22 protein-coding genes are annotated in these 23,407 nt (G+C 61.8%); 7 read left to right on the top strand and 15 right to left on the bottom strand.

Annotation, left to right across the window (positions count from 1 at the left end; translation table 11 throughout):
• Positions 1–27: 27 nt before the first annotated feature.
• From arfA to leuS, 4 genes are all read right to left on the bottom strand, one after another.
• Positions 28–192, bottom strand: a complete 165-nt coding sequence (gene arfA / locus CAG02_RS27515) for an alternative ribosome rescue factor ArfA (protein ID WP_007958672.1) — start codon at positions 190–192, stop codon at positions 28–30.
• 138 nt (positions 193–330) lie between these two features.
• Positions 331–1,368 (bottom strand): DNA polymerase III subunit delta, encoded by a 1,038-nt coding sequence (holA, locus tag CAG02_RS27510; RefSeq protein ID WP_085712276.1) that lies wholly within the window; start codon positions 1,366–1,368, stop codon positions 331–333.
• A gap of 39 nt (positions 1,369–1,407) precedes the next feature.
• A complete protein-coding gene (lptE, locus tag CAG02_RS27505) occupies positions 1,408–2,013 on the bottom strand; it encodes an LPS assembly lipoprotein LptE (protein ID WP_085712275.1) in 606 nt (201 codons plus the stop codon).
• A gap of 87 nt (positions 2,014–2,100) precedes the next feature.
• On the bottom strand, positions 2,101–4,707 hold the full coding sequence (leuS, locus tag CAG02_RS27500) for a leucine--tRNA ligase (protein ID WP_085712274.1): 2,607 nt from the start codon (positions 4,705–4,707) through the stop codon (positions 2,101–2,103).
• A 254-nt stretch (positions 4,708–4,961) separates the two neighbouring features.
• Between leuS and CAG02_RS27495 the strand changes: the two genes are divergently transcribed.
• Both CAG02_RS27495 and CAG02_RS27490 read left to right on the top strand, forming a co-directional pair.
• Positions 4,962–5,285, top strand: a complete 324-nt coding sequence (locus CAG02_RS27495) for a hypothetical protein (protein WP_085712273.1) — start codon at positions 4,962–4,964, stop codon at positions 5,283–5,285.
• 105 nt (positions 5,286–5,390) lie between these two features.
• Positions 5,391–6,170 carry a YdcF family protein gene (locus CAG02_RS27490; protein WP_085712272.1) on the top strand — a complete coding sequence of 260 codons (780 nt, stop codon included), beginning with the start codon at positions 5,391–5,393 and terminating at the stop codon, positions 6,168–6,170.
• A 35-nt stretch (positions 6,171–6,205) separates the two neighbouring features.
• Here the strand turns inward: CAG02_RS27490 and lnt are convergent, their stop codons facing one another.
• From lnt to miaB, 5 genes are all read right to left on the bottom strand, one after another.
• On the bottom strand, positions 6,206–7,729 hold the full coding sequence (lnt, locus tag CAG02_RS27485; protein ID WP_085712271.1) for an apolipoprotein N-acyltransferase: 1,524 nt from the start codon (positions 7,727–7,729) through the stop codon (positions 6,206–6,208).
• Positions 7,730–7,743: 14 nt separating this feature from the next.
• A complete protein-coding gene (locus CAG02_RS27480; RefSeq protein WP_007909641.1) occupies positions 7,744–8,583 on the bottom strand; it encodes an HlyC/CorC family transporter in 840 nt (279 codons plus the stop codon).
• A 5-nt stretch (positions 8,584–8,588) separates the two neighbouring features.
• Positions 8,589–9,083, bottom strand: coding sequence for an rRNA maturation RNase YbeY (gene ybeY / locus CAG02_RS27475; protein ID WP_085712270.1), 495 nt, complete (start codon positions 9,081–9,083; stop codon positions 8,589–8,591).
• Positions 9,076–10,080: a PhoH family protein gene (locus CAG02_RS27470; protein ID WP_011336084.1), complete on the bottom strand. Its 1,005-nt coding sequence runs from the start codon at positions 10,078–10,080 to the stop codon at positions 9,076–9,078. The genes ybeY and CAG02_RS27470 overlap by 8 nt, the downstream gene beginning before the upstream one ends.
• A 194-nt stretch (positions 10,081–10,274) precedes the next feature.
• Complete coding sequence (miaB, locus tag CAG02_RS27465) at positions 10,275–11,603, bottom strand: tRNA (N6-isopentenyl adenosine(37)-C2)-methylthiotransferase MiaB (protein WP_011336083.1); 1,329 nt, start codon at positions 11,601–11,603, stop codon at positions 10,275–10,277.
• A gap of 134 nt (positions 11,604–11,737) precedes the next feature.
• On the opposite strand from miaB, the gene CAG02_RS27460 reads away from it, so the two are divergent.
• Entirely contained in the window at positions 11,738–12,067 is a 330-nt protein-coding gene (locus tag CAG02_RS27460; RefSeq protein WP_007958692.1) for a DUF1820 family protein, read from the top strand.
• 30 nt (positions 12,068–12,097) lie between these two features.
• Here CAG02_RS27460 and CAG02_RS27455 read toward each other — a convergent pair whose 3' ends face one another.
• The 4 genes from CAG02_RS27455 to CAG02_RS27440 form a co-directional block, all read right to left on the bottom strand.
• Entirely contained in the window at positions 12,098–12,652 is a 555-nt protein-coding gene (locus tag CAG02_RS27455) for a tetratricopeptide repeat protein (RefSeq protein WP_003228518.1), read from the bottom strand.
• Positions 12,653–12,877: 225 nt separating this feature from the next.
• A complete protein-coding gene (gene hemL, locus CAG02_RS27450) occupies positions 12,878–14,161 on the bottom strand; it encodes a glutamate-1-semialdehyde 2,1-aminomutase (RefSeq protein ID WP_085712269.1) in 1,284 nt (427 codons plus the stop codon).
• A gap of 10 nt (positions 14,162–14,171) precedes the next feature.
• Positions 14,172–14,795, bottom strand: a complete 624-nt coding sequence (thiE, locus tag CAG02_RS27445) for a thiamine phosphate synthase (protein ID WP_085712268.1) — start codon at positions 14,793–14,795, stop codon at positions 14,172–14,174.
• Between the two features lie 18 nt (positions 14,796–14,813).
• Positions 14,814–15,611, bottom strand: coding sequence for a hydroxymethylpyrimidine/phosphomethylpyrimidine kinase (locus CAG02_RS27440; RefSeq protein ID WP_085712267.1), 798 nt, complete (start codon positions 15,609–15,611; stop codon positions 14,814–14,816).
• Between the two features lie 304 nt (positions 15,612–15,915).
• Here CAG02_RS27440 and CAG02_RS27435 point away from each other — a divergent pair, with 304 nt between their 5' ends.
• The 4 genes from CAG02_RS27435 to CAG02_RS27420 all read left to right on the top strand — a co-directional run bounded on the left by CAG02_RS27435 (position 15,916) and on the right by CAG02_RS27420 (position 22,388).
• On the top strand, positions 15,916–18,264 hold the full coding sequence (locus tag CAG02_RS27435; RefSeq protein ID WP_085712266.1) for a hybrid sensor histidine kinase/response regulator: 2,349 nt from the start codon (positions 15,916–15,918) through the stop codon (positions 18,262–18,264).
• Between the two features lie 95 nt (positions 18,265–18,359).
• Complete coding sequence (locus tag CAG02_RS27430; RefSeq protein ID WP_085712265.1) at positions 18,360–20,009, top strand: acyl-CoA dehydrogenase family protein; 1,650 nt, start codon at positions 18,360–18,362, stop codon at positions 20,007–20,009.
• A gap of 171 nt (positions 20,010–20,180) precedes the next feature.
• The gene (amn, locus tag CAG02_RS27425) at positions 20,181–21,680 is read left to right on the top strand and encodes an AMP nucleosidase (protein WP_162130486.1); all 1,500 of its coding nucleotides are present in this window, start codon (positions 20,181–20,183) and stop codon (positions 21,678–21,680) included.
• A 141-nt stretch (positions 21,681–21,821) separates the two neighbouring features.
• On the top strand, positions 21,822–22,388 hold the full coding sequence (locus CAG02_RS27420; protein WP_170931653.1) for a pseudouridine synthase: 567 nt from the start codon (positions 21,822–21,824) through the stop codon (positions 22,386–22,388).
• Here the strand turns inward: CAG02_RS27420 and CAG02_RS27415 are convergent.
• Together CAG02_RS27415 and CAG02_RS27410 are read right to left on the bottom strand one after the other, a co-directional pair.
• A complete protein-coding gene (locus CAG02_RS27415) occupies positions 22,383–22,592 on the bottom strand; it encodes a DUF2788 domain-containing protein (RefSeq protein WP_003228500.1) in 210 nt (69 codons plus the stop codon). The two genes, CAG02_RS27420 and CAG02_RS27415, sit on opposite strands and share 6 nt — an antisense overlap.
• Positions 22,593–22,698: 106 nt before the next feature.
• On the bottom strand, positions 22,699–23,178 hold the full coding sequence (locus CAG02_RS27410) for an Lrp/AsnC family transcriptional regulator (RefSeq protein WP_007909658.1): 480 nt from the start codon (positions 23,176–23,178) through the stop codon (positions 22,699–22,701).
• Positions 23,179–23,407: the final 229 nt, after the last annotated feature.

Below are 23,407 nucleotides of genomic sequence, written 5' to 3'. Positions count from 1 at the left end.
CTTAACATGAGGAAGGGGTGCTGCGCTTCAAGCGGCCAGAAAGTAAGAAGCCTCCCAGCTGTCAGACTGGAAGGCTTCGCGGCGGTAGCTGCCTTTACCCTTGGTTGGTCGTTCCTGGCGGCTGCGGAACAGGGGTTGGGCGACGATGGATTTGGCCTTGTTGTGGCCATGTTTCGATGGCTTTTTGCTCATGAGGGTTCTCGCGAGTGAGTGGGTTTTGCGCGGCAAATGATCTGCCGATGTCGAGCGTCTGTCTATAGGACTGAAGGCGGGATGTTCTGTAGGAAATGGTCTGTGGAAAAAAAGGATCGCAGTGTGCGATCCTGGATTTCATTCGGCAGGTAGCGTCAGACGCTGACCGGCCATTAACAGCGCCAGACGGCTGAGGCTCATCCACGGCGATCCGGCCGCCTGGCCCTTGATCTGCGCATCGATGCGCTGGGCTTCGAGCAACAATTGCGCCCAGCGTTGCGCCGAGTAGCGTTGCAGGGCCTTGCTCATCAGCGGTTTGCGCTTGTCCCAGACCGGCGGTTTCGCCTGACTGAAGCACTTGTCCAGCGGAGTGCCCTGGCTGTACTGCAGGGAGATGTTGGCCAGCAGACGCAGTTCCCGGGCCAGGGCCCAGAGGATCACTGGCGGCTCGACACCTTCACCGCGCAAGCCTTCAAGCATGCGCAGAGCGTGAGCCGGTTCGCCGTTGAGGACTGCGTCGGTCAGGCCGAACACGTCAAAGCGCGCACTGTCGGCCACGGCCGCCTGCACGGTTTCGACGGTGATCTGTCCGCCTTCGGCCATCAGCTTGAGCTTCTCGATCTCCTGCGCGGCGGCAAGCAGGTTGCCTTCGACCCGCGCGGCGATCAGTTCGACCGCGTCCTGACTGGCCGAAAGGCCGGCCTGGGACAGGCGCTGGCGAATCCAGCTCGGCAACTGGTTGGCATCCACCGGCCAGATCTGGATGAACTGCGTTTGCTGGCCCTCGACCAGCGCCTTGCCCCACTTGGTCTTCTGCGCGCTGCCGTCCAGCTTGGGCAAGCTGATCAGCAGCACTGTGTCTTCAGCGGGGCGCGAGCAGTATTCGATCAGTGCGGCAGCGCCCTTGTCACCCGGCTTGCCGGATGGCAGACGCAGCTCCAGCAGGCGCTTTTCAGCGAACAGCGACATGCTGGCGCCGGCCAGCAGCAGCGTACCCCAATCGAAATTGGCGTCGGCGGCGAACACCTGGCGTTCGTCGAAACCTTGCTGACGGGCAGCGGAACGAATGGCGTCGGCAGCTTCCTGGCACAGCAGCGGGTCATCGCCGCTGATGATGTAGACCGGCGCAAGGGCGCCTTGCAGGTGTTTGCCGAGTTGGGCGGGAGCGAGCTTCATAAGAAACGGCGAACGGGGCGCCTGAGCGCCCCGGACGTCTTACTGCTGCGGCAGTTCGAGCGGCGACTGACGCGGGGTTTCCGCTTCAGCCTTCTGCGCCGCTTCAAGGGCGTCGGCTTCTGCCTTGGCCCGGGCGTTGGCGGTCTGCTGCAGGGCATCCAGCTGAGCCGGCGTCAGTTGTTGCAGGCGCAGCATCATGCGCTGGACCAGTTCGCGGCGTGTTTCGTTGCGAGCATCGTTGGCTTCCTGGTCGGAACCCACCAGGTTGTTGCCGTCGTGGATGAACACTTTCTGCACTTCAAGCTTGTCGCTTTTGAGCAGCAGGTTCTTGTCGCCACGGATGTCGTAATTGAGCACGGTGGTCACCTGGTACTCGCCAGTACGGCCGGCACCGGCGTAGCTGAGGATGCGCTGGTTTTCCTGCTCATCGGCCAGGTACAGCTTGTACGGCGCGCCGGAGACGATCTTGACGCCGCTGGCCTCCAGCAACTGACGCAGTTGCGTCACGGTTTCGCCGTAGGCGTTGCGGGCGCTCAGGTCGAGTTCCTTGATTGCCAGTTCGGTGGTGCCGGTGCCGCGCAGCTGGAAACCGCAGGCGCTCAACAGGACTGCGAGGCCCATCACCAGCAGATTGCGTTTGATCATTGTGTTGCTCCCCTTGAAACCATGTGGGCCGACCTTGCGACCCGAAAGGTTTTACAGGACGCCAGGCAGACCCGGCGTCCGATCCAATTAGCTGGCGACGATATTGACCAGTTTCCCGGGCACTACGATCACTTTGCGAATAGTCAGGCCGTCGACGAAGCGCAGCACGTTTTCATTGGCACGGGCGGCGGCTTCGACTTCTTCGCGGGTGGCGGCGGCCGGCATTTCGATCTGGCCGCGCAGTTTGCCGTTGACCTGGATGACCAGGGTCAGGCTGTCCTGCACCAGCGCGCTTTCGTCCAGCACCGGCCAGCCGGCGTCGATCACCGGGTCAGCGTGACCCAGGCGGTTCCACAGCTCATGGCTGATGTGCGGTGTGATCGGTGCCAGCAGCAGGGTCACGGCTTCCAGGCCTTCGTGGATCAGTGCGCGATCCTGTTCGGTGGCCTGGGCGGCTTTCTCCAGCACGTTCATCAGCGTCATCACCTGGGCGATGGCGGTGTTGAATTTGTGGTTCTGGCCGACGTCATGGCTGGCCTGCTTGATCGCCTGGTGGATCGCACGACGAATGACTTTCTGTTCGTCATTCAGGCCCGCGAGGTCCAGTTTGCCCGGCAAGCCCTGGGTGACGTGGGCCTGAGCCAGACGCCAGACGCGCTTGAGGAAGCGGTGCGAGCCTTCCACGCCGGAGTCGGACCACTCCGCGCTCATGTCAGGTGGCGAAGCGAACATCATGAACAGACGGCAGGTGTCGGCGCCGAACTGATCGATCATCGATTGCGGGTCGACGCCGTTGTTCTTCGACTTGGCCATCTTCTCGGTGCCGCCGATTTCCACCGGCAGGCCGTCGGATTTCAGTTTGGCACTGATGACCTTGGCCTTGCTGTCGCGCTCCAGTTCCACGTCCGCCGGGTTGAACCAGGTGTAGGCACCGTTGGCTTCACGACGATAGTAGGTCTCGGCGACCACCATGCCCTGGGTCAGCAGGTTCTTGAACGGCTCGTTGGAACTTACCAGGCCTTCGTCGCGCATCAGCTTGTGGAAGAAGCGCGCGTAGAGCAGGTGAAGAATGGCGTGTTCGATACCGCCGATGTACTGATCCACCGGCAGCCAGTGGTCGGCTGCGGTTTTTTCCACCAGACCGCCTTCGAAGTGCGGCGAAGCGTAACGGGCGTAGTACCAGGACGACTCGACAAAGGTGTCCATGGTGTCGGTTTCACGCTTGGCAGGCTGGCCGCATTTCGGGCAGCTGCACTCGTAGAACTCGGGCATGCGCGCCAGCGGCGAACCGGCGCCGTCCGGCACCACGTCTTCCGGCAGTACGACAGGCAGCTGGTCTTCCGGCACCGGCACGTCACCGCAGGCATCGCAGTGGATGATCGGGATCGGGCAGCCCCAGTAACGCTGACGGCTGATGCCCCAGTCGCGCAGGCGGAACTGGGTGCGCGAGGCGCCGAGGTTTTTCTTGATCAGGGCGACTTCCATGGCGTCGAAGGCGCCTGCGAAGTCCAGGCCGTCGAACTCGCCGGAGTTGATCAGCGTGCCGTGCTCGCCGTAGGCGTCCTGCCACGGCGCCGGGTTGGTTTCACCGGAACTGGTGCGAACCACGGATTTGACCGGCAGGTTGTACTTGTGGGCGAATTCGAAATCGCGCTCGTCGTGAGCCGGCACAGCCATCACTGCGCCGTCGCCGTAGTGCATCAGCACGTAGTTGGCGACCCACACCGGCAGTTTTTCGCCGGTCAGCGGGTGCTCGACGAACAGGCCGGTCGGCAGGCCTTTCTTCTCTTGAGTGGCGACGTCGGCTTCGGCAACGCTGCCGCCCTTGCATTCGGCGATGAACGCTTGCAGCTCAGGGTTGTTCTTGGCGGCGAGAGCGGCCAGGTGGTGTTCGGCGGCCACGGCAACATAGGTTGCGCCCATCAGGGTGTCCGGACGGGTGGTGAAGACTTTCAGGGTGCCGCTTTCGCCGATCGAATCGACGTTGTACGGGAACTGCACTTCCATCCCGCGGGACTTGCCGATCCAGTTGCGCTGCATGGTCTTGACCTGTTCCGGCCAGCCGGTCAGTTCGTCGAGACTCTCCAGCAGCTCATCCGCGTAGGCGGTGATCTTGAAGTAGTACATCGGGATTTCGCGCTTTTCGATCAGCGCGCCGGAACGCCAGCCGCGACCGTCGATCACCTGTTCGTTGGCCAGAACGGTCTGGTCGATCGGGTCCCAGTTCACGGTACCGTTCTTGCGGTAGATCACGCCTTTTTCGAACAGGCGGGTGAACAGCCACTGCTCCCAGCGGTAGTAATCCGGCTTGCAGGTGGTGACTTCGCGGGACCAGTCCACCGCGAGGCCCAGGCTGCGCAGCTGGGATTTCATGTAGGCGATGTTTTCGTAGGTCCACTTGGCCGGGGCCACGTTGTTCTTCATCGCGGCGTTTTCCGCCGGCATGCCGAACGCGTCCCAACCCATCGGTTGCAGGACGTTCTTGCCGAGCATGCGCTGGTAGCGGGAGATCACGTCGCCGATGGTGTAGTTGCGCACGTGCCCCATGTGTAGCTTGCCGCTGGGGTAAGGGAACATCGACAGGCAGTAGTAAGTCTCCTTGCCTGGCTGTTCACTGACTTCAAAGGACTTTTGCTCGTCCCAGAACGACTGGGCGGCGGCTTCGATTTCACGGGGCTGATATTGTTCGTGCATGGCTACTTTTGTACTGGATAGGGGTGGCCTAATCCTCTTCAATGCGACATCCGGAGCGGGCCGGACGGGCTGGAAGTGGAGTTACAGGAAGCGCCGTAGCATACATGACCGCGCTTGGCCTAGGGAAACCCTGATTGCAGCCGTTTTACCCGTTGAAATCGCGGCGAGGGCCGTTGGTCGCGGCGTGCAGCCGGTTTGTGCAGCGAAGCTAAGCTCTAACTGGGGAGTGAGTCTTATCTTCAATGAGGTGAGGGATGGTGGAGTCACAGCAAAGAAACATAACCAAACCCGAGTTGTACGAGCGGTTGATCGATCGTCTGGGAATGGCCCTGGACGCGGCAAAAACCGCTGGACGGCTGCGCGACGAGCGCCCCCTGGAGCTGGAATTGCGTGGCTTGAGCCCCGCCGAGTTCAATCTGGTCAAGGCTTACCTGGATCGCAGTGAGCGTGAAACCCACGGATACCTGTCACAGGCAGTGAAGCAACTCGATGCAGCCCATTCGGCCAAGGTCATCTGGCTCAAGGACAAGGCACCGGGCAGAGAGACCGTAAAAGTGCGAACCCTGCAGGCCAAGTAAACGCATGGCAGGTCAAAAAGCGGATCTTTTTCAACGGGATCCGACCCTACTGGTTGTCGCGTCGTATCAACCCACTTAGGCTTCGGGCATCTCTGGAGATGCTCGATGCCTTTTCGTTATTTCATTAAACAACTTCTGTTGCCGCCCGGCCTTCTTTTGCTGCTGTTGCTCGTCGCCTGGTGGTTGCGACGTTCGCGGCCGCGACTGGCCGGGCTGTGCTTCGTTCTGGGTTTTGGCGGCTTCCTGCTGATGAGCCTGCCGGTGGTCGTGCAATGGGGCGCCAAAGCCCTGGAGCGCGAGCCGCCGCTGGCCCGGGATTCATGGACAAGCCTTGCGCAACGCGCCGATGCGATTGTGGTGCTGGGTTCCGGGCGCGAGCGTGGCGACCTGGCCTGGGGTGAGGATCAACCGACGGGCGTCGGGCTTGAGCGACAGCGCTACGCGGCGCGTCTGGCCAAGGCCTCGGGGTTGCCGATTCTGACCAGCGGTGGCCTGCATTACGGTACGCCGCCGACCGAGGCGAAGTTGATGGCCGATTCACTGCGCGATGATTTCGGTGTGACGGTGCGCTGGCAGGAAGGGGAGAGCCGCACCACGTGGGAAAACGCTGCCTTCAGCGCCAAGATGCTGCTGCCGGAAGGCGTCAAACGTATTGTGCTGGTGACCCAGGCCTGGCACATGCCGCGTGCGGTGTGGAGTTATCAACAGGCCGGATTCGAAGTGGTGCCGGCACCGGTCGGTTTCCTTGGCACCGACAATGCCCGGCCGTTCGGCGGCTGGCTGCCGGAGTTCAAGTCGATCTGGCAGAGCGGGCAGTTGTTGAACGAGGCGGTGGGGCAGATCGGTTATTCGCTGTTCTACCGAGCAGGCGACAGCGGCGACTGAGGGCTTCCGCGCAAGGCGCGGAAGCCATTCAATTGTCAGAGGGTCTTGGACATCCGGTTGGTCATCAGCGCCCAGCCAAACAGCACCACGCACAGGATGATCAGCGGCCACGAGCGCCATTGCAGGTACGGCGTCAGGTTGTGCATCGGCACCACTTCGCCGTAGAGCACGCCTTGCTCGAACTGCGGAATGCGCTCGGTGATCTGCCCGAACGGGTTGATCAGGCCGGTCACGCCATTGTTGGTGGCGCGGATCATCCAGCGCCCGGCTTCAAGAGCGCGCATCTGCGCCATCTGCAGGTGTTGCAGCGGGCCGATGGAGGTGCCGAACCAGGTGTCGTTGCTGATGGTCAGCAGCAGATCGCTGTGTGCCGCCAGACTTGCAGCGAACTCCGGGTACACCACTTCGTAGCAGATGAACGGCGCAATTTGATAACCCTTGGCCTGCAACAGCGGCTGATCCGCAGGACCGCGAGCGAAGTCGGACATCGGCAGATCGAAGAACGCGATCAGCCCGCGCAGCAGGTCCTGTAACGGAACGTATTCGCCGAACGGCACCAGCTTCTGCTTCAGATACGTACCATCGCCTTCGCCGACCACGGTAATGCCGTTGAAAAAGCGTTTTTCGTGACGCACCGTCTGGCGGATCGGCACACCCGTGATCAGCGCCGATTTACGCTCGGCGGCGAAGGTGCCCATCATGTTCAGGTAGCCCTCGGCGGACTCCTTCAGCACCGGGACGGCGGTTTCCGGCCAGATCAGCAGATCCACCGGTTTCGAGCGGAAACTCAGGTCACGGTACAGCGCCAGTTGCGCGTTGAGCTGCGCCGGGTCCCATTTCATGCTTTGCTCGACGTTGCCTTGAATGGCGGCAACGGTCAGCGGTGCGCCGGACGGACTGGTCCAGGCATGGCCCTTCAAGGCGATGCCCGCCGCCCAAGGGCCGACCAGCAGCACCAGACCTGCGGCGATAAAGCCTTTACGACCGCTCTGCAACAGACGCGGTGCGTTGTAGATCAGCGCAGCGGTCAGCGCGAGGACGAAGGAAACCAGCCACATGCCGCCCACCGGCGCGAGCCCGGCCAGTGGACCATCGAGCTGGCTGTAACCGGAATACAGCCACGGGAAACCGGTGAGGAACCAGCCACGAAATGCTTCCTGGCCAACCCACAATGCCGCGAAGGCCAGGGCATCGGCCAGCGGCGCCTCGTTGCGACGCAGCCAGCGCGCCCATAACCAGGCGGGCAGGGCGAAGAACCAGGCAATGGCCGCGGTGAAAATCAGCATCAGGAACCCGGCCAGCAGCACCGAAGCGCCGCCGAAATGGTGGATGCTGTAATAGATCCAGCTGGTGCCGGCGCCGAACAGGCCGAAACCGAAGCACCAGCCGCGACCCAGGGCCTGGCGCGGGCTCAGCTCGCGCAGGCCGGCATAGAACAGGCCAACCGCCAGCAGGGCCAGCGGCCAGAGATCGAACGGTGCCAGCGCGAAGGTGGTGATTGCACCGGCCGCCACGGCCAGCAGGTTACCGGGCCAGCCGGGGCGGGTTGTCCAGCGCATTTCAGTCCTTAAATTTACCGGGCGATTGGCGTAAGTCGCAGCAAATGAATCCGACGGCTGTCGGCGTTCAGGATGCGGAAACGATAAGCGCCGATTTCAGTGATTTCGTTGCGTTTTGGCAAGTGCCCGAACGCGCTCATCACCAGCCCGCCGACGGTGTCGAATTCGTCATCGGAGAATTCGCTGTCGAAGAACTCGTTGAAGTTCTCGATCGGCGTCAGGGCCTTGATCAGGAAATCACCGCTGGGCAGTGGCTTGATGTAGCTGTCTTCTTCGACGTCGTGCTCGTCTTCGATGTCGCCGACGATTTGCTCGAGCACGTCTTCGATGGTCACCAGACCCGCCACACCGCCGTATTCGTCGATGACGATGGCCATGTGATTGTGGTTGGCGCGGAATTCGCGCAGCAACACGTTCAGACGCTTGGACTCCGGCACGAACGTGGCCGGGCGCAACAGGTCCTTGATGTTGAAGCTGTCGCCGTTCTCCTTGAGGATCAGCGGCAGCAGATCCTTGGCCAGCAGCACGCCCATCACGTCGTCATGGCTTTCGCCGATGACCGGATAGCGCGAGTGAGCCGAGTCGACCACGGCAGGGAGGAATTCGCGGGGTGTCTGGGTCGCCTTGATGCTGATCATCTGCGAGCGCGGCACCATAATGTCGCGTACTTGCAGGTCAGCCACCTGGATGGCGCCTTCGACGATGGCCAGCGCTTCGCTGTCCAGCAGTTTGTTCTGATGTGCATCGCGCAGCAGCTCCAGCAGCTCCTGGCGGTTCTTCGGCTCGTGGGCAAAAGCCTGGGTCAGTTTACCCAGCCAGGACTTCTGCCCGTTGCTCGATCGATCTTCGCTCATAGCGATTACTCTGAATCCTTTGTTGTAACGATAGGGGATGTTTCGGTTTCGTCGTCCGCGTACGGATCGGGATAACCCAATTCGGCAAGCAACTCGCGTTCCAGTGCTTCCATTTCCTCGGCTTCCTCGTCATCTATATGGTCGTAACCAAGCAGATGCAAGCAGCCGTGAATGACCAGATGTGCCCAGTGGGCCTTTAGTTCCTTGCCCTGTTCGGCGGCTTCGCGCTCAACCACGGCCACGCAGATCACCAGATCGCCCAGCAGCGGGATGTCGAGAAACTCGTCGGGCACTTCGGCCGGAAAGGACAGGACGTTGGTCGCGTAATCCTTGTGGCGCCAGGTGTGATTCAGTTCGCGGCCTTCTTCTTCGTCGACCAGACGAATGGTCATTTCCGAGTCGGCGGTGCGCTGGCGCAGGGCCAGTTCGCACCATTGGCGGAATTCGGCTTCGGTCGGCGCAGACGCTTCGGTCGCGATTTGCAGGTCAAGCTCAAGCATCGTGGCGAGTGTCCTTTGGCGCTTCATCGGCCAGGCGCGTTTCGAAGCGCTCGTAGGCTTCGACGATGCGTTGCACCAGCGGGTGGCGCACCACGTCTTTGGGCTGGAAGTGGGTGAAGCTGATACCCGGCACATCCTTCAGGACTTCGATGACGTGATGAAGTCCGGATTTGGTGCCGCGCGGCAGGTCGACCTGAGTGATGTCGCCGGTGATCACGGCTGTGGAGCCGAAACCGATCCGGGTCAGGAACATCTTCATCTGCTCGACGGTGGTGTTCTGGCTTTCGTCGAGAATGATGAAGCTGTTGTTCAGCGTGCGACCGCGCATGTAGGCCAGCGGTGCTACCTCGATCACCTGACGCTCGATCAGCTTGGCCACGTATTCGAAGCCGAGCATTTCATAGAGGGCGTCGTAGAGCGGGCGCAGGTACGGGTCGATCTTTTGCGACAGGTCGCCGGGCAGGAAGCCGAGTTTCTCGCCCGCTTCGACCGCCGGACGCACCAGCAGGATGCGGCGGATCTGCTCGCGTTCCAGCGCATCAACGGCGCAGGCCACGGCCAGATAGGTCTTGCCGGTACCGGCCGGGCCGATGCCGAAGTTGATGTCGTTACCGAGAATTTCCTTCACATAGCGCAGCTGATTCAAGCCGCGTGGGCGAATCATGCCTTTCTTGGTGCGCAGGGCGACGGAGGCTTCGGCGGGGGCGTGGTTGTCCAGTTGCTCGACGGCCGATTCCTGGAGGAACAGGTGAACCGTATCCGGCGACAGCTCTGAACCCTTGGTTTCCCGGTACAGGCGGCGAATCAGGTTTTCCGCGGAAGTGGTGTGCTTGGGTTCGCCGATCAGCTCGAACTGATTGCCGCGGTTGCGGATCTCGATGGCCAGGCGCTGTTCGATCAGGCGCAGGTGTTCGTCGAACTGCCCGCACAGATTGGCGAAGCGGCGAGCCTCAAAAGGCTCGAGGATGAAACGATGAGGTTCTATGGGTGCGTTCAAGGTCGTATTTAGCCGCCCTGGGGCAATTGGGATGAAATCAAGGATAACGCCAGTGGCGTGGGTGCGAAAGCTCTTAAATTGATGCTGTTTCTGTGGGAGCGAGCTTGCTCGCGAAAGCGGTCTGTCAGACACAGGAATGTTGAATGTGTCGCAGCCTTCGCGAGCAAGCTCGCTCCCACATGGGATATGCGGTGTTACTGGATCAGCGAGCCGCGCAGCGAGTGCGGTTGTGCCGCATCGATATGCACGTCGGCGAACTGGCCGATCAGGGTCGGATTGTCGCAGCGGAAGTTGACGATACGATTATTCTCGGTGCGCCCTTGCAGCTCGCCCGGGTCTTTCTTCGAATAGTCGGTCACCAGAATCCGCTGGACCGAACCGACCATTTGTCGGCTGATCTCGAAGCCTTGCTGGTTCAGGCGATGCTGCAAGGCGTTCAGGCGTTCTTTCTTCAGTTCTTCTGGAGTGTCGTCGGCCAGATCGGCCGCCGGGGTGCCCGGGCGCTGGCTGTAGACGAACGAGTAGGAAAAGTCGAAGCCGACGTCGGCAATCAGCTTCATGGTCTGTTCGAAATCCTTCTCGGTTTCCCCCGGGAAGCCGACGATGAAGTCCGAGCTGATGCAGATGCCCGGTACGGCAGCGCGCAGTTTGCGCAGTTTGGATTTGTACTCCAGCGCCGTGTGGTTGCGTTTCATCGCCGCCAGGATCCGGTCCGAACCCGACTGCACCGGCAAATGCAGGTGCTTCACCAGTTCCGGCACTTCGGCGTGGGCCTGGATCAGGCTGTCGGAGAATTCCAGCGGGTGCGAGGTGGTGTAGCGGATGCGGTCGATGCCATCGACCGCTGCGACGACGCGGATCAGTTCCGCCAGATCCGCCAGACGACCGTCGTGGGTCAGACCGCGATAGCCGTTGACGTTCTGCCCCAGCAGGGTCACTTCACGCACGCCGTTTTCCGCCAGATGGATGATCTCGGCGATCACATCGTCGAACGGCCGGCTGACCTCTTCGCCACGGGTGTAAGGCACCACGCAGAACGTGCAGTACTTGCTGCAGCCTTCCATCACCGACACGTAGGCGCTCGGGCCATCGATGCGCGGCTCGGGCAGGTGGTCGAATTTTTCGATTTCCGGGAACGAGACGTCCACTTGCGGCAGCTTGCTGATGCGCGCGGCGTCGATCATTTCCGGCAGGCGGTGCAGGGTCTGCGGGCCGAACACCACGTCGACGTACGGGGCGCGATCACGGATCGCCGCGCCTTCCTGGCTGGCCACGCAACCGCCGACGGCGATCACCATGTCCGGGTTGGCCAGTTTCAGTTCGCGCCAGCGGCCGAGCTGGGAATACACCCGGTCCTGGGCGCGTTCGCGGATCGAGCAGGTGTTGAGCAGGATCACGTCGGCATCTTCGGCGCGCGCCGTGACTTCCAGGGCCTGGTGTTCGCCCAGCAGATCGACCATGCGCGAGCTGTCGTACTCGTTCATCTGGCAACCGTGGGTTTCGATGTAAAGCTTCTTGGCCATGGAATAGGGTCGTCACGTGGTTCAAAGAACCGCGCATTATAGGGAACATGTCCCCAGGTTCCTACCGTTGCGCGTCCGGTGGCTATGCTATAGTTCGCGCCCTCATTTTTACCCCGATGTGTTGTCCGCCCGCCATGACCAAACGCGAAGCTCCAATCTACAAGGTGATTTTCCTCAACCAGGGCCAGGTGTTCGAAATGTACGCCAAGCAGATCTATCAAAGTGATCTGTGGGGCTTCCTGGAAGTGGAAGAGTTCGTCTTTGGCGAGCGCACCCAGGTGGTCGTCGACCCGAGCGAAGAGAAGCTCAAGGCACAGTTCGAAGGCGTGGTGCGCAGCTTTGTGCCGATGCATTCGATCGTGCGCATCGACGAAGTGGAACGCCTCGGCACGCCGAAAATCAGCGAAGCCCGTGGCGGTGTTGGCAATGTGATGCCGTTCCCGGTACCGATGCCCGAAAAGTAAGCAGGGCGGGAAAAGGAGCTACGTCAGGAGCTACGGCAGGGGCGAGAACGGCGTACGCCCATCGGCGCTCTGCAGTTCCATCAGGTATTTACGGAAAATTTGCCCGAGCACCTGGGTTGCGGTTTCCAGGTCTTCGCGGGACATTTTTTCAGACACTTCGTCGGCGGTGTCGAGCGCATCTTCGGCGCCGTTGACCGCGGCCATCTTCAGCACGATGTAAGCCTGAATGTTGTTGGCCTGCACGCCTTCACCGTGGAAGAACATGGTGCCGAGCTTGAATTGCGCCTGGGCGTGGCCTTGCAGCGAGGCCTTCTCGAAATAGCTCAGGGCTTGATTGAGGTCGCGCGGCGCATTCTTGCCGTCGTAGTAGAACTCACCCAACTCGTATTGCGCTTGCGCATCCCCTTCATCCGCTGCCTTTTGGCAGGCGGCGAGGGCCTGCGTGACATCTTGCGGCTGAGTATTGAGGGTGCAGCGACCCATCGCCGGGATCAACAACGAGTTGCCGCCTGCTTGTGCATGTGCGAGCAGCGGCTGAAGGAGCAACAGGCAGCCCAAGGCAAGGGTGCGGCCGGTGCGGTTCATGGGAATCGACTTACCTCTGAAGGGCGCGCGGACCCGTCGAGGGATCCAATAAGCGCGCATTATGAAATAAGCAGGGGCCACCTTACAAAGTCTTTACTCGATTTTCTGCTGTGTGGGGAATATATCACCCGGTTTGCGGGAGATTTTTGGCAGAAGCGTCGGAGAAAACGCTGGAATGTAGGTGAAAGCTGACGCTGGCAATGGCCAACGTCAGCGATCCAGCCATTACTTCAGTTTGGCGAACGCGCGCTCGGCGGCGTCGAGGGTCAGTTTCAGTTCGGCTTCGCCGTGGGCGATCGAGGTGAAACCGGCTTCGAATGCGCTCGGTGCCAGGTACACGCCACCTTCGAGCATCAGGTGGAAGAAGCGACCGAACAGAGCCGCATCGCTGGCCATCACGTCTTCGAAAGTAACGATGTCGTCAGCGCCGCTGAAGTACAGACCGAACATGCCGCCGGCCTGGGTGGTCACGAACGGAATGCCCGCCGCGTCAGCACGTTGTTGCAGGCCGTCGAGCAGGCGAGTGGTGTAGTCGGTCAGCTCGGCGTGGAAACCCGGACGGCTGATCAGGCGCAGGGTGGTCAGGCCGGCGGCCATCGCCAGCGGGTTGCCCGACAGAGTGCCCGCCTGATAGACCGGGCCCAGCGGTGCGATGCGCTCCATGATCGAACGCTTGCCGCCGAAGCAGCCGACCGGCATGCCGCCGCCGATGATCTTGCCGAAGGTGGTCAGATCCGGGGTCACGCCGTAGTAAGCCTGGGCGCCGCCGAGGGCCACACGGAAGCCGGTCATCACTTCGTCGAAAATCAGCACCACGCCGTGCTTGTCGCACAGGCTGCGCAGGCCTTCGAGGAAGCCTGGCGCCGGCGGCACGCAGTTCATGTTGCCGGCCACCGGCTCGACGATGATGCACGCCACGTCCTGACCGACTTCGGCGAGCATTTTTTCAACGGCGTCGATGTCGTTGAACGGCAGGGTCAGGGTGTGTTTGGCGAACGCAGCCGGTACGCCGGCCGAGCTTGGCACGCCCTGGGTCAGTGCGCCGGAGCCGGCCTTGACCAGCAGGCTGTCGGAGTGACCGTGGTAGCAGCCTTCGAACTTGATGATGCTGTCGCGGCCGGTGAAACCACGGGCCAGACGGATTGCGCTCATGGTCGCTTCGGTGCCGGAGCTGACCATGCGCACCATTTCCATCGACGGCACCAGCGAGCAGACCAGGTCGGCCATCTCGGTTTCCATCGCGGTAGGCGCGCCGTAGGACAGGCCGTGTTGCAACTGGTTACGCACAGCGTCCAGCACGTCCGGGTGGCTGTGGCCGAGGATCATCGGGCCCCAGGAACCGACGTAATCCACATAACGCTTGTTGTCTTCGTCGGTGACGTAGGCGCCTTCGGCGTGCTTGAAGAACAGCGGCGTGCCGCCGACGCTCTTGAACGCGCGAACCGGCGAGTTCACGCCACCGGGAATGTGTTTCTGGGCGTTGGCAAACAGGGTTTCGGAACGAGACATGATCGGGCTCTCAGACTTTTAGTAATTCGTTGAATGCGCGGGCGCGGCGGGTCACTTCGGCGGTGCTGTCGGCGCCGAACAGGCCATGGACCACGGCCAGCAGATCGACACCGTGGGCCACCAGCGGCGCGGCGTTGTCGAGGGTGATGCCGCCAATCGCGCAGATCGGCAGGTGCAAAGTGCGTTTGGCCTCGTCGAGCAGGTCGAGGCTGCAACTCGGCGCGCCGGGTTTGGTGTTGGAATTGAAGAAGCGACCGAAGGCGACGTAGCTCGCGCCTTCTTTGGCGGCCTGTTCGGCCAGTTCGAGCTGCGCGTGGCAGGTCGATCCGATAATCGCTTTCGAACCGAGCAGGGCGCGGGTCGGCGACAGCGGGCCGTCGGTCTGGCCCAAGTGCACACCGACGTTCAGGCGTGCGGCCAGTTCGGCGTCATCGTTGATGATCAACTGGGTCTTGTAGCGTTCGCATAGGTCACGCAAGGCCTCGGCCTCACGCAGGCGCCGGGCTTCGTCGCTGCTCTTGTCGCGGTATTGCAGGAGGGTGACGCCGCCTTCCAGCGCCGCCTCCACGTACGGCAGAAACTTGCCGGCCAGCAATGGACCGTCGGTAATGGCGTACAGGCCACGTAGTTTCATCAGGCAGACCTCACGACGTTACGAGCAGAAATCCAGCGGCAGGCGACGCGGCACGAACTGGCCTTTGCCCAGTTGTTCGGCATCGCGCAGGGTGCGCCAGGTGTAATCCAGCGCGGTACGCACGGCGCTGGCCAGGTTTTCGCCCTGAGCCAGACGGCCGGCGAGGGTACTGGCCAGGGTGCAGCCGGAGCCGTGATAGCTGCCCGGCAGGCGCTGGCACTTGAAGGTTTCGCGCAGGCCGTCACGGCTGTACAGGCGATTGTGGATTTCGGTTTCGTCGCCGTGGCCGCCGGTGATCAGCAGGTTCTTGATGAACGGCAACAGTTTTTCAGCACACTCGTCCGCGGTGCCTTCTGGCAGTTCGGCGAGGATCCGGGCTTCGGGAAGGTTGGGGGTGGCGATGATCGACAGCGGCAGCAGGCGTTCGCGCATGGCGTAGCCGACCTCGTCCTTGCCCAGGCGTCCGCCACCGCCGGCGCGCAGCACCGGGTCGCAGACCACCGGCAAGTGCGGGTGCGCCTGGAGCAGTTCGACAACGGTGTCGACCATTTCCAGGGAACCGAGCATGCCCAGTTTCACTGCCGCGACTTCGGAATCGTTGAGCACGGCATTGGCCTGGGCCAGTACCCACTCACGGTCGAGGACGCGAAAGTCAGTGACGTTGACAGTGTCTTGCACGGTCAGGGCGGTGACGGCCGGAGCCGCATGGCAACCCTGAGCGAGAAGGGCTTCGATATCTGCCTGCAAGCCGGCGCCACCACTGGGGTCGTGGCCGGAGAGACAGAGGACAACGGGGCGTGAGCTGTAGATATTCATGGTGCGCGAGCTTACCACCAAACCTGTTTTTCGGGTGTTGTGGCGCAGCGCTTGGCCGATAACCTCGATAACCGGATCCGCAATGGTTGTAACAATCTGACCAAGCCAACAGCTCTAGCTCGGTGTTTTGCTCTGAAACGCCCGTTCTAGAGCCTTTGTCAGAAAAATTTCCATGGTGCTCAATGGCCATCAACGGCTATGCTAGAGTGGATCCAAACCAATAACAGGTAATACCGGTTTTACGTCATCTCAAAGGGAATGGGGGGCTTCCTGACACAACCGGACAAGCCACGCTGGGGCTTCAATGCGCTATTTGTTGATGTTGCTGTTCTGTTTGCCCCTCCTGGCAAACGCCGTCGAGTTCGACGAGTTCACCCAGAGCCTCCCCCTGGGTCGATCCCTGCAAGTGTTCGAAGACCCGAGCGGTCAGGCGAGCATTGCCGACGTCCGCGCGCAGGCCGCTGCCGGGCAATTCAAAAAACACGATAAAGCCACGCTCAATGCCGGTTACTCGCGCTCGGCGTTCTGGCTGAAGATCGACCTGCATTACCGTCCGAGCAATCCGGCGGCGCAGCGTACCTGGCTGCTGGAGTTGGCTTATCCGCCGCTCGATCACCTCGACCTGTATCTGCCCGACGCCGCCGGCGACTATCGTCTGGTGCGCCAGACCGGGGACGCGTTGCCGTTCGCCAGTCGCGAGATCCGGCAGAACAACTATCTGTTCAACCTCACGTTCAAGCCTGACCAGCAACAGACCGTCTATTTGCGACTGTCCAGCGAAGGCTCGATCCAGGCGCCGGTGACGTTGTGGTCGAGTACCGCGTACCTCGAAGACCAGCCGGTGCGCCTGTACGTGTTGGGTCTGATTTATGGCGTACTGCTGGGGATGCTGGTCTACAACCTGTTCATCTACCTCAGCGTGCGCGATACCAGCTACCTCTATTACATCTTCTATATCGCGTCGTTCGGCCTGTACCAGCTGTCGGTGAATGGCGCGGCGGTCGAGTATTTCTGGCCGGATAACCCCTGGTGGGCCAACGCTGCGACGCCGTTCTTCATCGGTTGCGCAGGCCTGTTCGGCAGCCAGTTCGCTCGCAGTTTCCTGCAGACCAAAAACCACAGCCGCTGGCTCGACCGGCTGTTGATCGCCCTGATCGTGTTCGGTGCGCTGGTGATCGGTCTGTCGCTGATGACCAGTTACGCGCTGGCCCTACGCCTGGCGACGACCCTGGCGCTGACCTTTACCGTGGTGATCTTCGCCGCCGGGATCCTCGCCTGGTGGCGCGGTCTGCGCGTGGCGCGCTATTTCATCATCGCCTGGTCGGCGTTTCTGCTCGGCGGGATCGTCAACACGATGATGGTTCTGGGGTTGCTGCCGAACGTGTTCCTGACCATGTACGCCAGCCAGATCGGCTCGGCCATCGAAGTGGCGCTGCTGTCGCTGGCACTGGCCGACCGCATTAATGCGATGCGTGAACAACAGGCGCAGACCCTGTTCGACGCCGGCCAGAAGCTGGAAGTGCTGAACCAGCAACTGGCTCACAGCAACAAGCTCAAGGACGAATTCCTCGCGACCCTGACCCACGAACTGCGCACGCCGATGAACGGGGTGATTGGTTCACTGGAACTGATGCAAACCGTCGAGCTGGACCCGGAGCTGGAGCAATACCAACAGACCGCCGCCGGTTCGGCCCGGGACATGATGCGCATGGTCAATGGCATCCTGACCCTGACCGAATTGCAGGCCGGCAAGCTCAAGGCCACGCCGGGCAGTTTCAGCCTGCGGGCGGTGGTCGAGGCGCTGCGCGTGCAGTTCGACGGCAATGCGTCCAGCAAGTCGCTGGACTTCAAGGTCGACGTGCTGCCAACCCTGCCGGATCGCCTGCATGGCGACAGCGCCAAACTCGCGCAATGCCTGGAATGCCTGCTGGATAACGCGATCAAGTTCACCCGCGTCGGCGGTCTCGCCCTGCGGGTCACCGGCAAACCATCGACGGACAATCGCCTGGCGCTATCCTTTGCGGTGATCGACACCGGCATCGGGTTTACCGATCTGGGCGAAGCCACGCTGTATCAGCGTTTCTTCCAGCTCGACGGTTCAATGACCCGCGAATACGGCGGCCTGGGCGTCGGTCTGGCGATCTGCCGACAGCTGGTGGAACTGCTCGGCGGCAAACTCACGCACCGTTCCGAGCCGGGACGCGGCAGTCGTTTCCAGCTGGACGTCGAGTTTGAATTGCCGGCCGTCGAAGCCGCGCCGACGCTTGTTCGCGATGCCATACGCGCACCGCAGGACTGCACCGTGTTGCTGGTGGACGACAACAGCGTCAATCAATTGGTGATGCGCGGGATGTTGCTCAAGCTCGGTTTCCGCGTGCGCACCGCCGACCACGGTGCCGCAGCCCTCGAATGCCTGCAGCGCGAAGCGTTCGATGCGGTGCTGATCGATTGCCAGTTGCCGCCGCTGGATGGGGCCTCGCTGTGTTGCCAGATTCATGACCTGCCGGGCTGCGCCAGTCTGCCGGTATTCATGATCGCGCAGGGGGCGGATCGCGAGCATTGCGCTTCCGCCGGCTCCATCGATTACCTGAGCAAACCGGTGAAATTCGAAGACTTGCAGGTCGCGATGCAGCGGCGGGTATTGAGTTGCTGACAGGGTGAAAGCGCCGGCATTTAGGCCGATATGACACTTTGATCGGTCCGGGGGCGGTGCTTAACTGAAGCTCTGGCCGATCAAGGAGCCCCGTCATGAACCTGCATCAGTTCGCCGAAACCCACGAAGTGACCAACCAGCCACCGTCGCTGGACGGCACCAACCTGTACCGCATCGACCTGCCACTGCAGGAGTGGTCGCGGCGGTTCGGCGCCGGCTGGGCCGAATCGCGGATCGATGCCTACGGCGCATTGGCCGGCGGGCCGCTGATGGAGGCCGGGTTCCTCGCCAACCAGAACAAACCGGTGTTCGCCAGCCATGACCGCTACGGTCATCGTATTGATCTAGTGGAGTTCCACCCCGCGTATCACGAGCTGATGCGCACGGCCATCGAACACGGCCTGACGTCGTTGCCCTGGGCCCATCCACAGGACGGCGCCCATGTGGCTCGCGCCTCCATGAGTTATCTGCACAGCCAGGCCGAGGCCGGCAGCGGTTGCCCGTTGACCATGACCTTCGCCAGCGTCCCCGCGATGCGCTTGCAGCCGGATCTGGCCGAACAATGGTTGCCGAAAATCCTCGCCACCGAATACGACCCGCGCAATGTCGGCATGGCCCACAAGGCTGGCGTCACCATTGGTATGGCGATGACCGAGAAACAGGGCGGCACCGACGTGCGCGCCAACACCACCAAGGCTTATCCGGTCGGCGCCAGCGGCCCGGGCCAGGCTTATGAGTTGGTGGGCCACAAGTGGTTCTGCTCGGCGCCAATGTGCGATGCGTTCCTCACGCTGGCACAGACCGACAAGGGCCTGACCTGTTTCCTGCTGCCGCGCCATCGCCCGGACGACACGCGCAATCAGTTCTACATCCAGCGTCTGAAAAACAAACTCGGCAACCAGTCCAACGCCTCCAGCGAAGTGGAGTTTCGTGGCGCGCTGGCGTGGATGGTCGGTGAAGAAGGGCGCGGCGTGCCGACCATCATCGAGATGGTGGCGATGACCCGCTTCGATTGCATGGTCGGTTCCAGCTCACTGATGCGTCAGGCGCTGACCCAGGCCAGCCATCACTGCGCCCACCGCAAGGTCGGCGGCAAACTGCTCAGCGAACAACCGCTGATGCAGAACGTGCTGGCCGATCTGGCGCTGGAAAGCGAAGCCGCGCTGGCGTTGAGCCTGCGCATGGGCAAGGCACTGGATCATCTGAATGATCGCCATGAAGCGCAATTCGCACGCCTGGTGACGGCGGTGGGCAAATACTGGATCTGCAAACGTGCGCCGGGAATGATCAACGAAGCCGCCGAATGCATGGGCGGCGCCGGGTATGTCGAAGACAGCATCTTGCCGCGCCTGTACCGCGAAGCGCCGGTGAACTCGACGTGGGAAGGTTCCGGCAACGTGCAATGCCTCGATGTGTTGCGTGCCTTGTCGAAAGAGCCAGGCGTGCTCGATGTGCTGTTCAACGAACTGGGCGACGGCCATGGTGACAAGCGATTGGCCGCGCATATCCAGCAATTGCAGGCCTCATTCAAGGACACCAGCGACATTCAATATCGGGCGCGGCAACTGACCGAAAACATCGCTCTGGGGCTGCAAGCGAAGCTGTTGCTGGAGGCCGGGAATTCGGCGGTCAGCGATGCCTTTATCGCCAGTCGCCTGAGTGGCGGCGGTCGGGTCTACGGCGCGTTGCCGCGTGGGCTGGATGTCGAAGCCATCGTTGCCCGCTCGACGCCGCAAGGTTTCTGAAACACCCTGTGGGAGCGAGCTTGCTCGCGAAGGCGCCGGTGCATTCAACATCAATGTTGGCTGTGCTGACGCCTTCGCGGGCAAGCCCGCTCCCACAGGGATCGCCTATACCTGTCAGATTGATGAATAGCCACAACGCCACTGTTTCCGTGAAGCCACGATGCAGGCAAGATGAAGCTCTGCAAGTCAGAACACAGGAAGCTGATCGTGACCGAAGCGTTTATTGTCGTTCAAACCGCCGAACAAGCCGTGGATCGTCTGGCTGAGCTGCATGAGCGGGCCACCACGGCGCTGAACTCGGCGCTCAAGCGTTATCTCAAGGATCGCGTCGAGCCCGACGCCGAGCAACGTGCCCTGTTCCGTTATCCCGAACTGCGTCTGACCTACCACTGCCAGGGCGAAGTCCCGCAGACCACCCGCGCCTACGCCAAGGTGCAGTTGCCGGGTACCTACAGCGTGACCGTCACCCACCCGGCGGCGTTTCGCAAATACCTGCTGGAACAGCTCACGCCGCTGATGCATGACTTCACCGTAACTGTGGAAGTCGGCGTCAGCGAACAGAACATTCCATACCCATACGTGGTCGAGCAGGGCGATGAACTGGCCGGCTCCGGCGTCACCGCCGCCGTGCTGGCGCGAGTGTTCCCGAGCACCGACCTGTCCGCCGCCACCGATGGCATCGCCGACGGTCTCTACGACTGGGAAAACACCGATCCGCTGCCGCTGGCACTGTTCGATGCGGCCCGCGTCGACTTCTCGCTGCGGCGTCTGGTGCACTACACCGGCAGCGACTGGCGCCATGTGCAACCGTGGATTTTGCTGACCAACTACCACCGTTACGTCGACCAGTTCATCGTCCATGGCCTGGAGCAATTGCGCCGCGACCCGCGTTTCGTGCGCATGGTGCTGCCGGGCAACGTGATCATCGAAAAAGGCATGGATCACGGCGAAGCCTCGGCGATTGCGGCCGGTGTGGTCTGGCACCGCTACCAGATGCCGGCCTATCACCTGATCGCCAGCGATGGCCACGGCGTGACCCTGGTGAACATCGGCGTCGGTCCGTCCAACGCCAAGAACATCACCGATCACCTGGCGGTGCTGCGTCCGCATTGCTGGCTGATGATCGGTCACTGCGGCGGCCTGCGTCAGTCGCAGACCATCGGCGACTATGTGCTGGCTCACGCTTACATGCGTCGCGACGGGATTCTCGACCGGGTGGTGCCGCCGAACATTCCGATCCCGGCCCTGGCCGAAGTGCAACTGGCACTGCAACAAGCGGCGGCCAACATCACCGGCGAGAAGGGCGAAGAGCTGAAGAAGCGCCTGCGCACTGGCACCGTGCTGACCTACGACGACCGCAACTGGGAATTGCGCTGGGCCCAGGAGCGACCGCTGATCAACCTGTCCCGCGCCGTGGCGGTGGACATGGAAAGCGGCACCATCGCCGCCCAGGGTTATCGCCTGCGGGTGCCGTACGGCACGTTGCTGTGTGTTTCGGACAAACCGCTGCACAGTGAAATCAAGCTGCCGGGTTCGGCCAACGCGTTCTACGAGCGCGCGGTCAGCCAGCACTTGAAGATCGGTATCGAAGCGGTGGACCTGCTGCGCACTGAACTCAACTCGCTGCACTCGCGCAAACTGCGCAGCTTCGACGAGCCGCCGTTCCGCTAACGGTTTGTCGTGGTCATTTGGCGGTCTGGGCACTAGCATTAGCAGCCCAGATCGCCAGATGTTGTTTTGCCCATGTCCCGTCCCCCACGTCCACCTTCCCGCCGCCCCGGCGCGAAGCCATCCTCTTCAGCCCCGCGTCGTGTGGCCAAGGCACCGCCCGCCGAGCCGAAGCTGATCCTGTTCAACAAACCGTTCGATGTGCTGACGCAGTTCAGCGACGGCGAGGGGCGGGCGACGCTCAAGGATTACATCGACGTTCCGGGCATCTACCCGGCCGGGCGGCTGGACCGCGACAGTGAAGGTTTGCTGCTGCTGACCAACGACGGTCAGTTGCAGGCGCGTATCGCCGACCCCAAGCACAAACTGGCGAAAACCTATTGGGTGCAGGTCGAAGGCGTGCCGACGGCCGAGCAGTTGCAGCGCCTGCGTGACGGTGTCGAATTGAATGACGGCATGACCTTGCCCGCCGAAGCGCGGCAACTGGATGAGCCTGAGCTGTGGCCGCGCAATCCGCCGGTACGCTTTCGCGCAACCATTCCGACAACCTGGCTGGAACTGGTGATTCGCGAAGGGCGCAACCGCCAAGTGCGGCGGATGACGGCGGCGGTAGGGTTGCCGACGTTGCGGCTGGTACGGGTCAGAATTGGGGACTGGACGATCGAAGGGCTCGATCAGGGCCAGTGGAAGGAAGTGCCGGCGCGCTTATAAGGCGCCGGACTCGATCAGGCCGATCACCACACTCTTGATGATGAACGCGGCCACGCCCAGGCCCAGCACGAAGAACAGGATGAACGAGCCGAAGCGCCCGGCCTTGGACTTCTTCGCCAGATCCCAGACGATGAAACCCATGAAAATGATCAGGATGCTGACCAGGCCGGTCATCATCCACTCTTCAAATACTGCTGGATCCATCGGGCATCTCCGGCGCTGTGCGGCTGAAAGGGCGGCCGCGAGTATACGCCAGCGGCGAACGACGCAGCATTGACCTGCGTCGGTGTGCCGCAGTCATTCGTCGATTTCAGCTACGCAGATGAGTCAGCGGCAATTCGGTGCTGTTGAGCACCTGATTCAGCACAAAGCTCGAGCGCACGCTGGTCACGCCTTCGATGCGGGTCAGGTGCCCCAGCAGCAGCTTCTGATAGTGATCCATGTCCGGCACCACGACTTTCAGTTGATAGTCGGCATCGACCCCGGTCACCAGGCTGCATTCAAGCACCTGCGGCAAGGTGCGGATTGCCGCTTCGAAGTTCTCGAAACGCTCCGGTGTGTGCCGGTCCATGCCGATCAGCACGTAGGCGGTCAGGCTCAGACCGAGCATCTTGCGGTCCAGCAGGGCCACCTGGCGCGAGATGTAGCCATCGTCCTCCAGTTGCTTGACCCGGCGCGAGCACGGGGAGGGTGACAGACCGATGCGCTCGGCCAGTTCCTGGTTGGAGATGCGGGCGTCGCGCTGCAATTCCGCCAAAATGCTCAGGTCGTAACGGTCGAGTTTGCTCATCAATCGGTCCTTTGTCCTAACTATTGCGGCGGATTATCTATCCAGGGTTAAAAATTGCGCAAGTGATGTTTAATTGAGCAATCTTCGCAATCATCTGTCGCGGCCTCAGGCCTATCCTTATCACCAGAATCACTGCTCGGTAACACAGTCCACTGCGGCCCGCCCAATCAGGCCCGCCGCGGCCGCCGCCCCCACCGGGGACGTGCCGGCCCCCGAGCTGCACACTGTC

Origin of the sequence: Pseudomonas sp. R43(2017) (assembly GCF_002112345.1) — a bacterium.
GTDB lineage: Bacteria > Pseudomonadota > Gammaproteobacteria > Pseudomonadales > Pseudomonadaceae > Aquipseudomonas > Aquipseudomonas kribbensis.
Note: the sequence above shows the minus strand (reverse complement) of the source record. Positions and strands in the feature narration are given on the sequence as shown.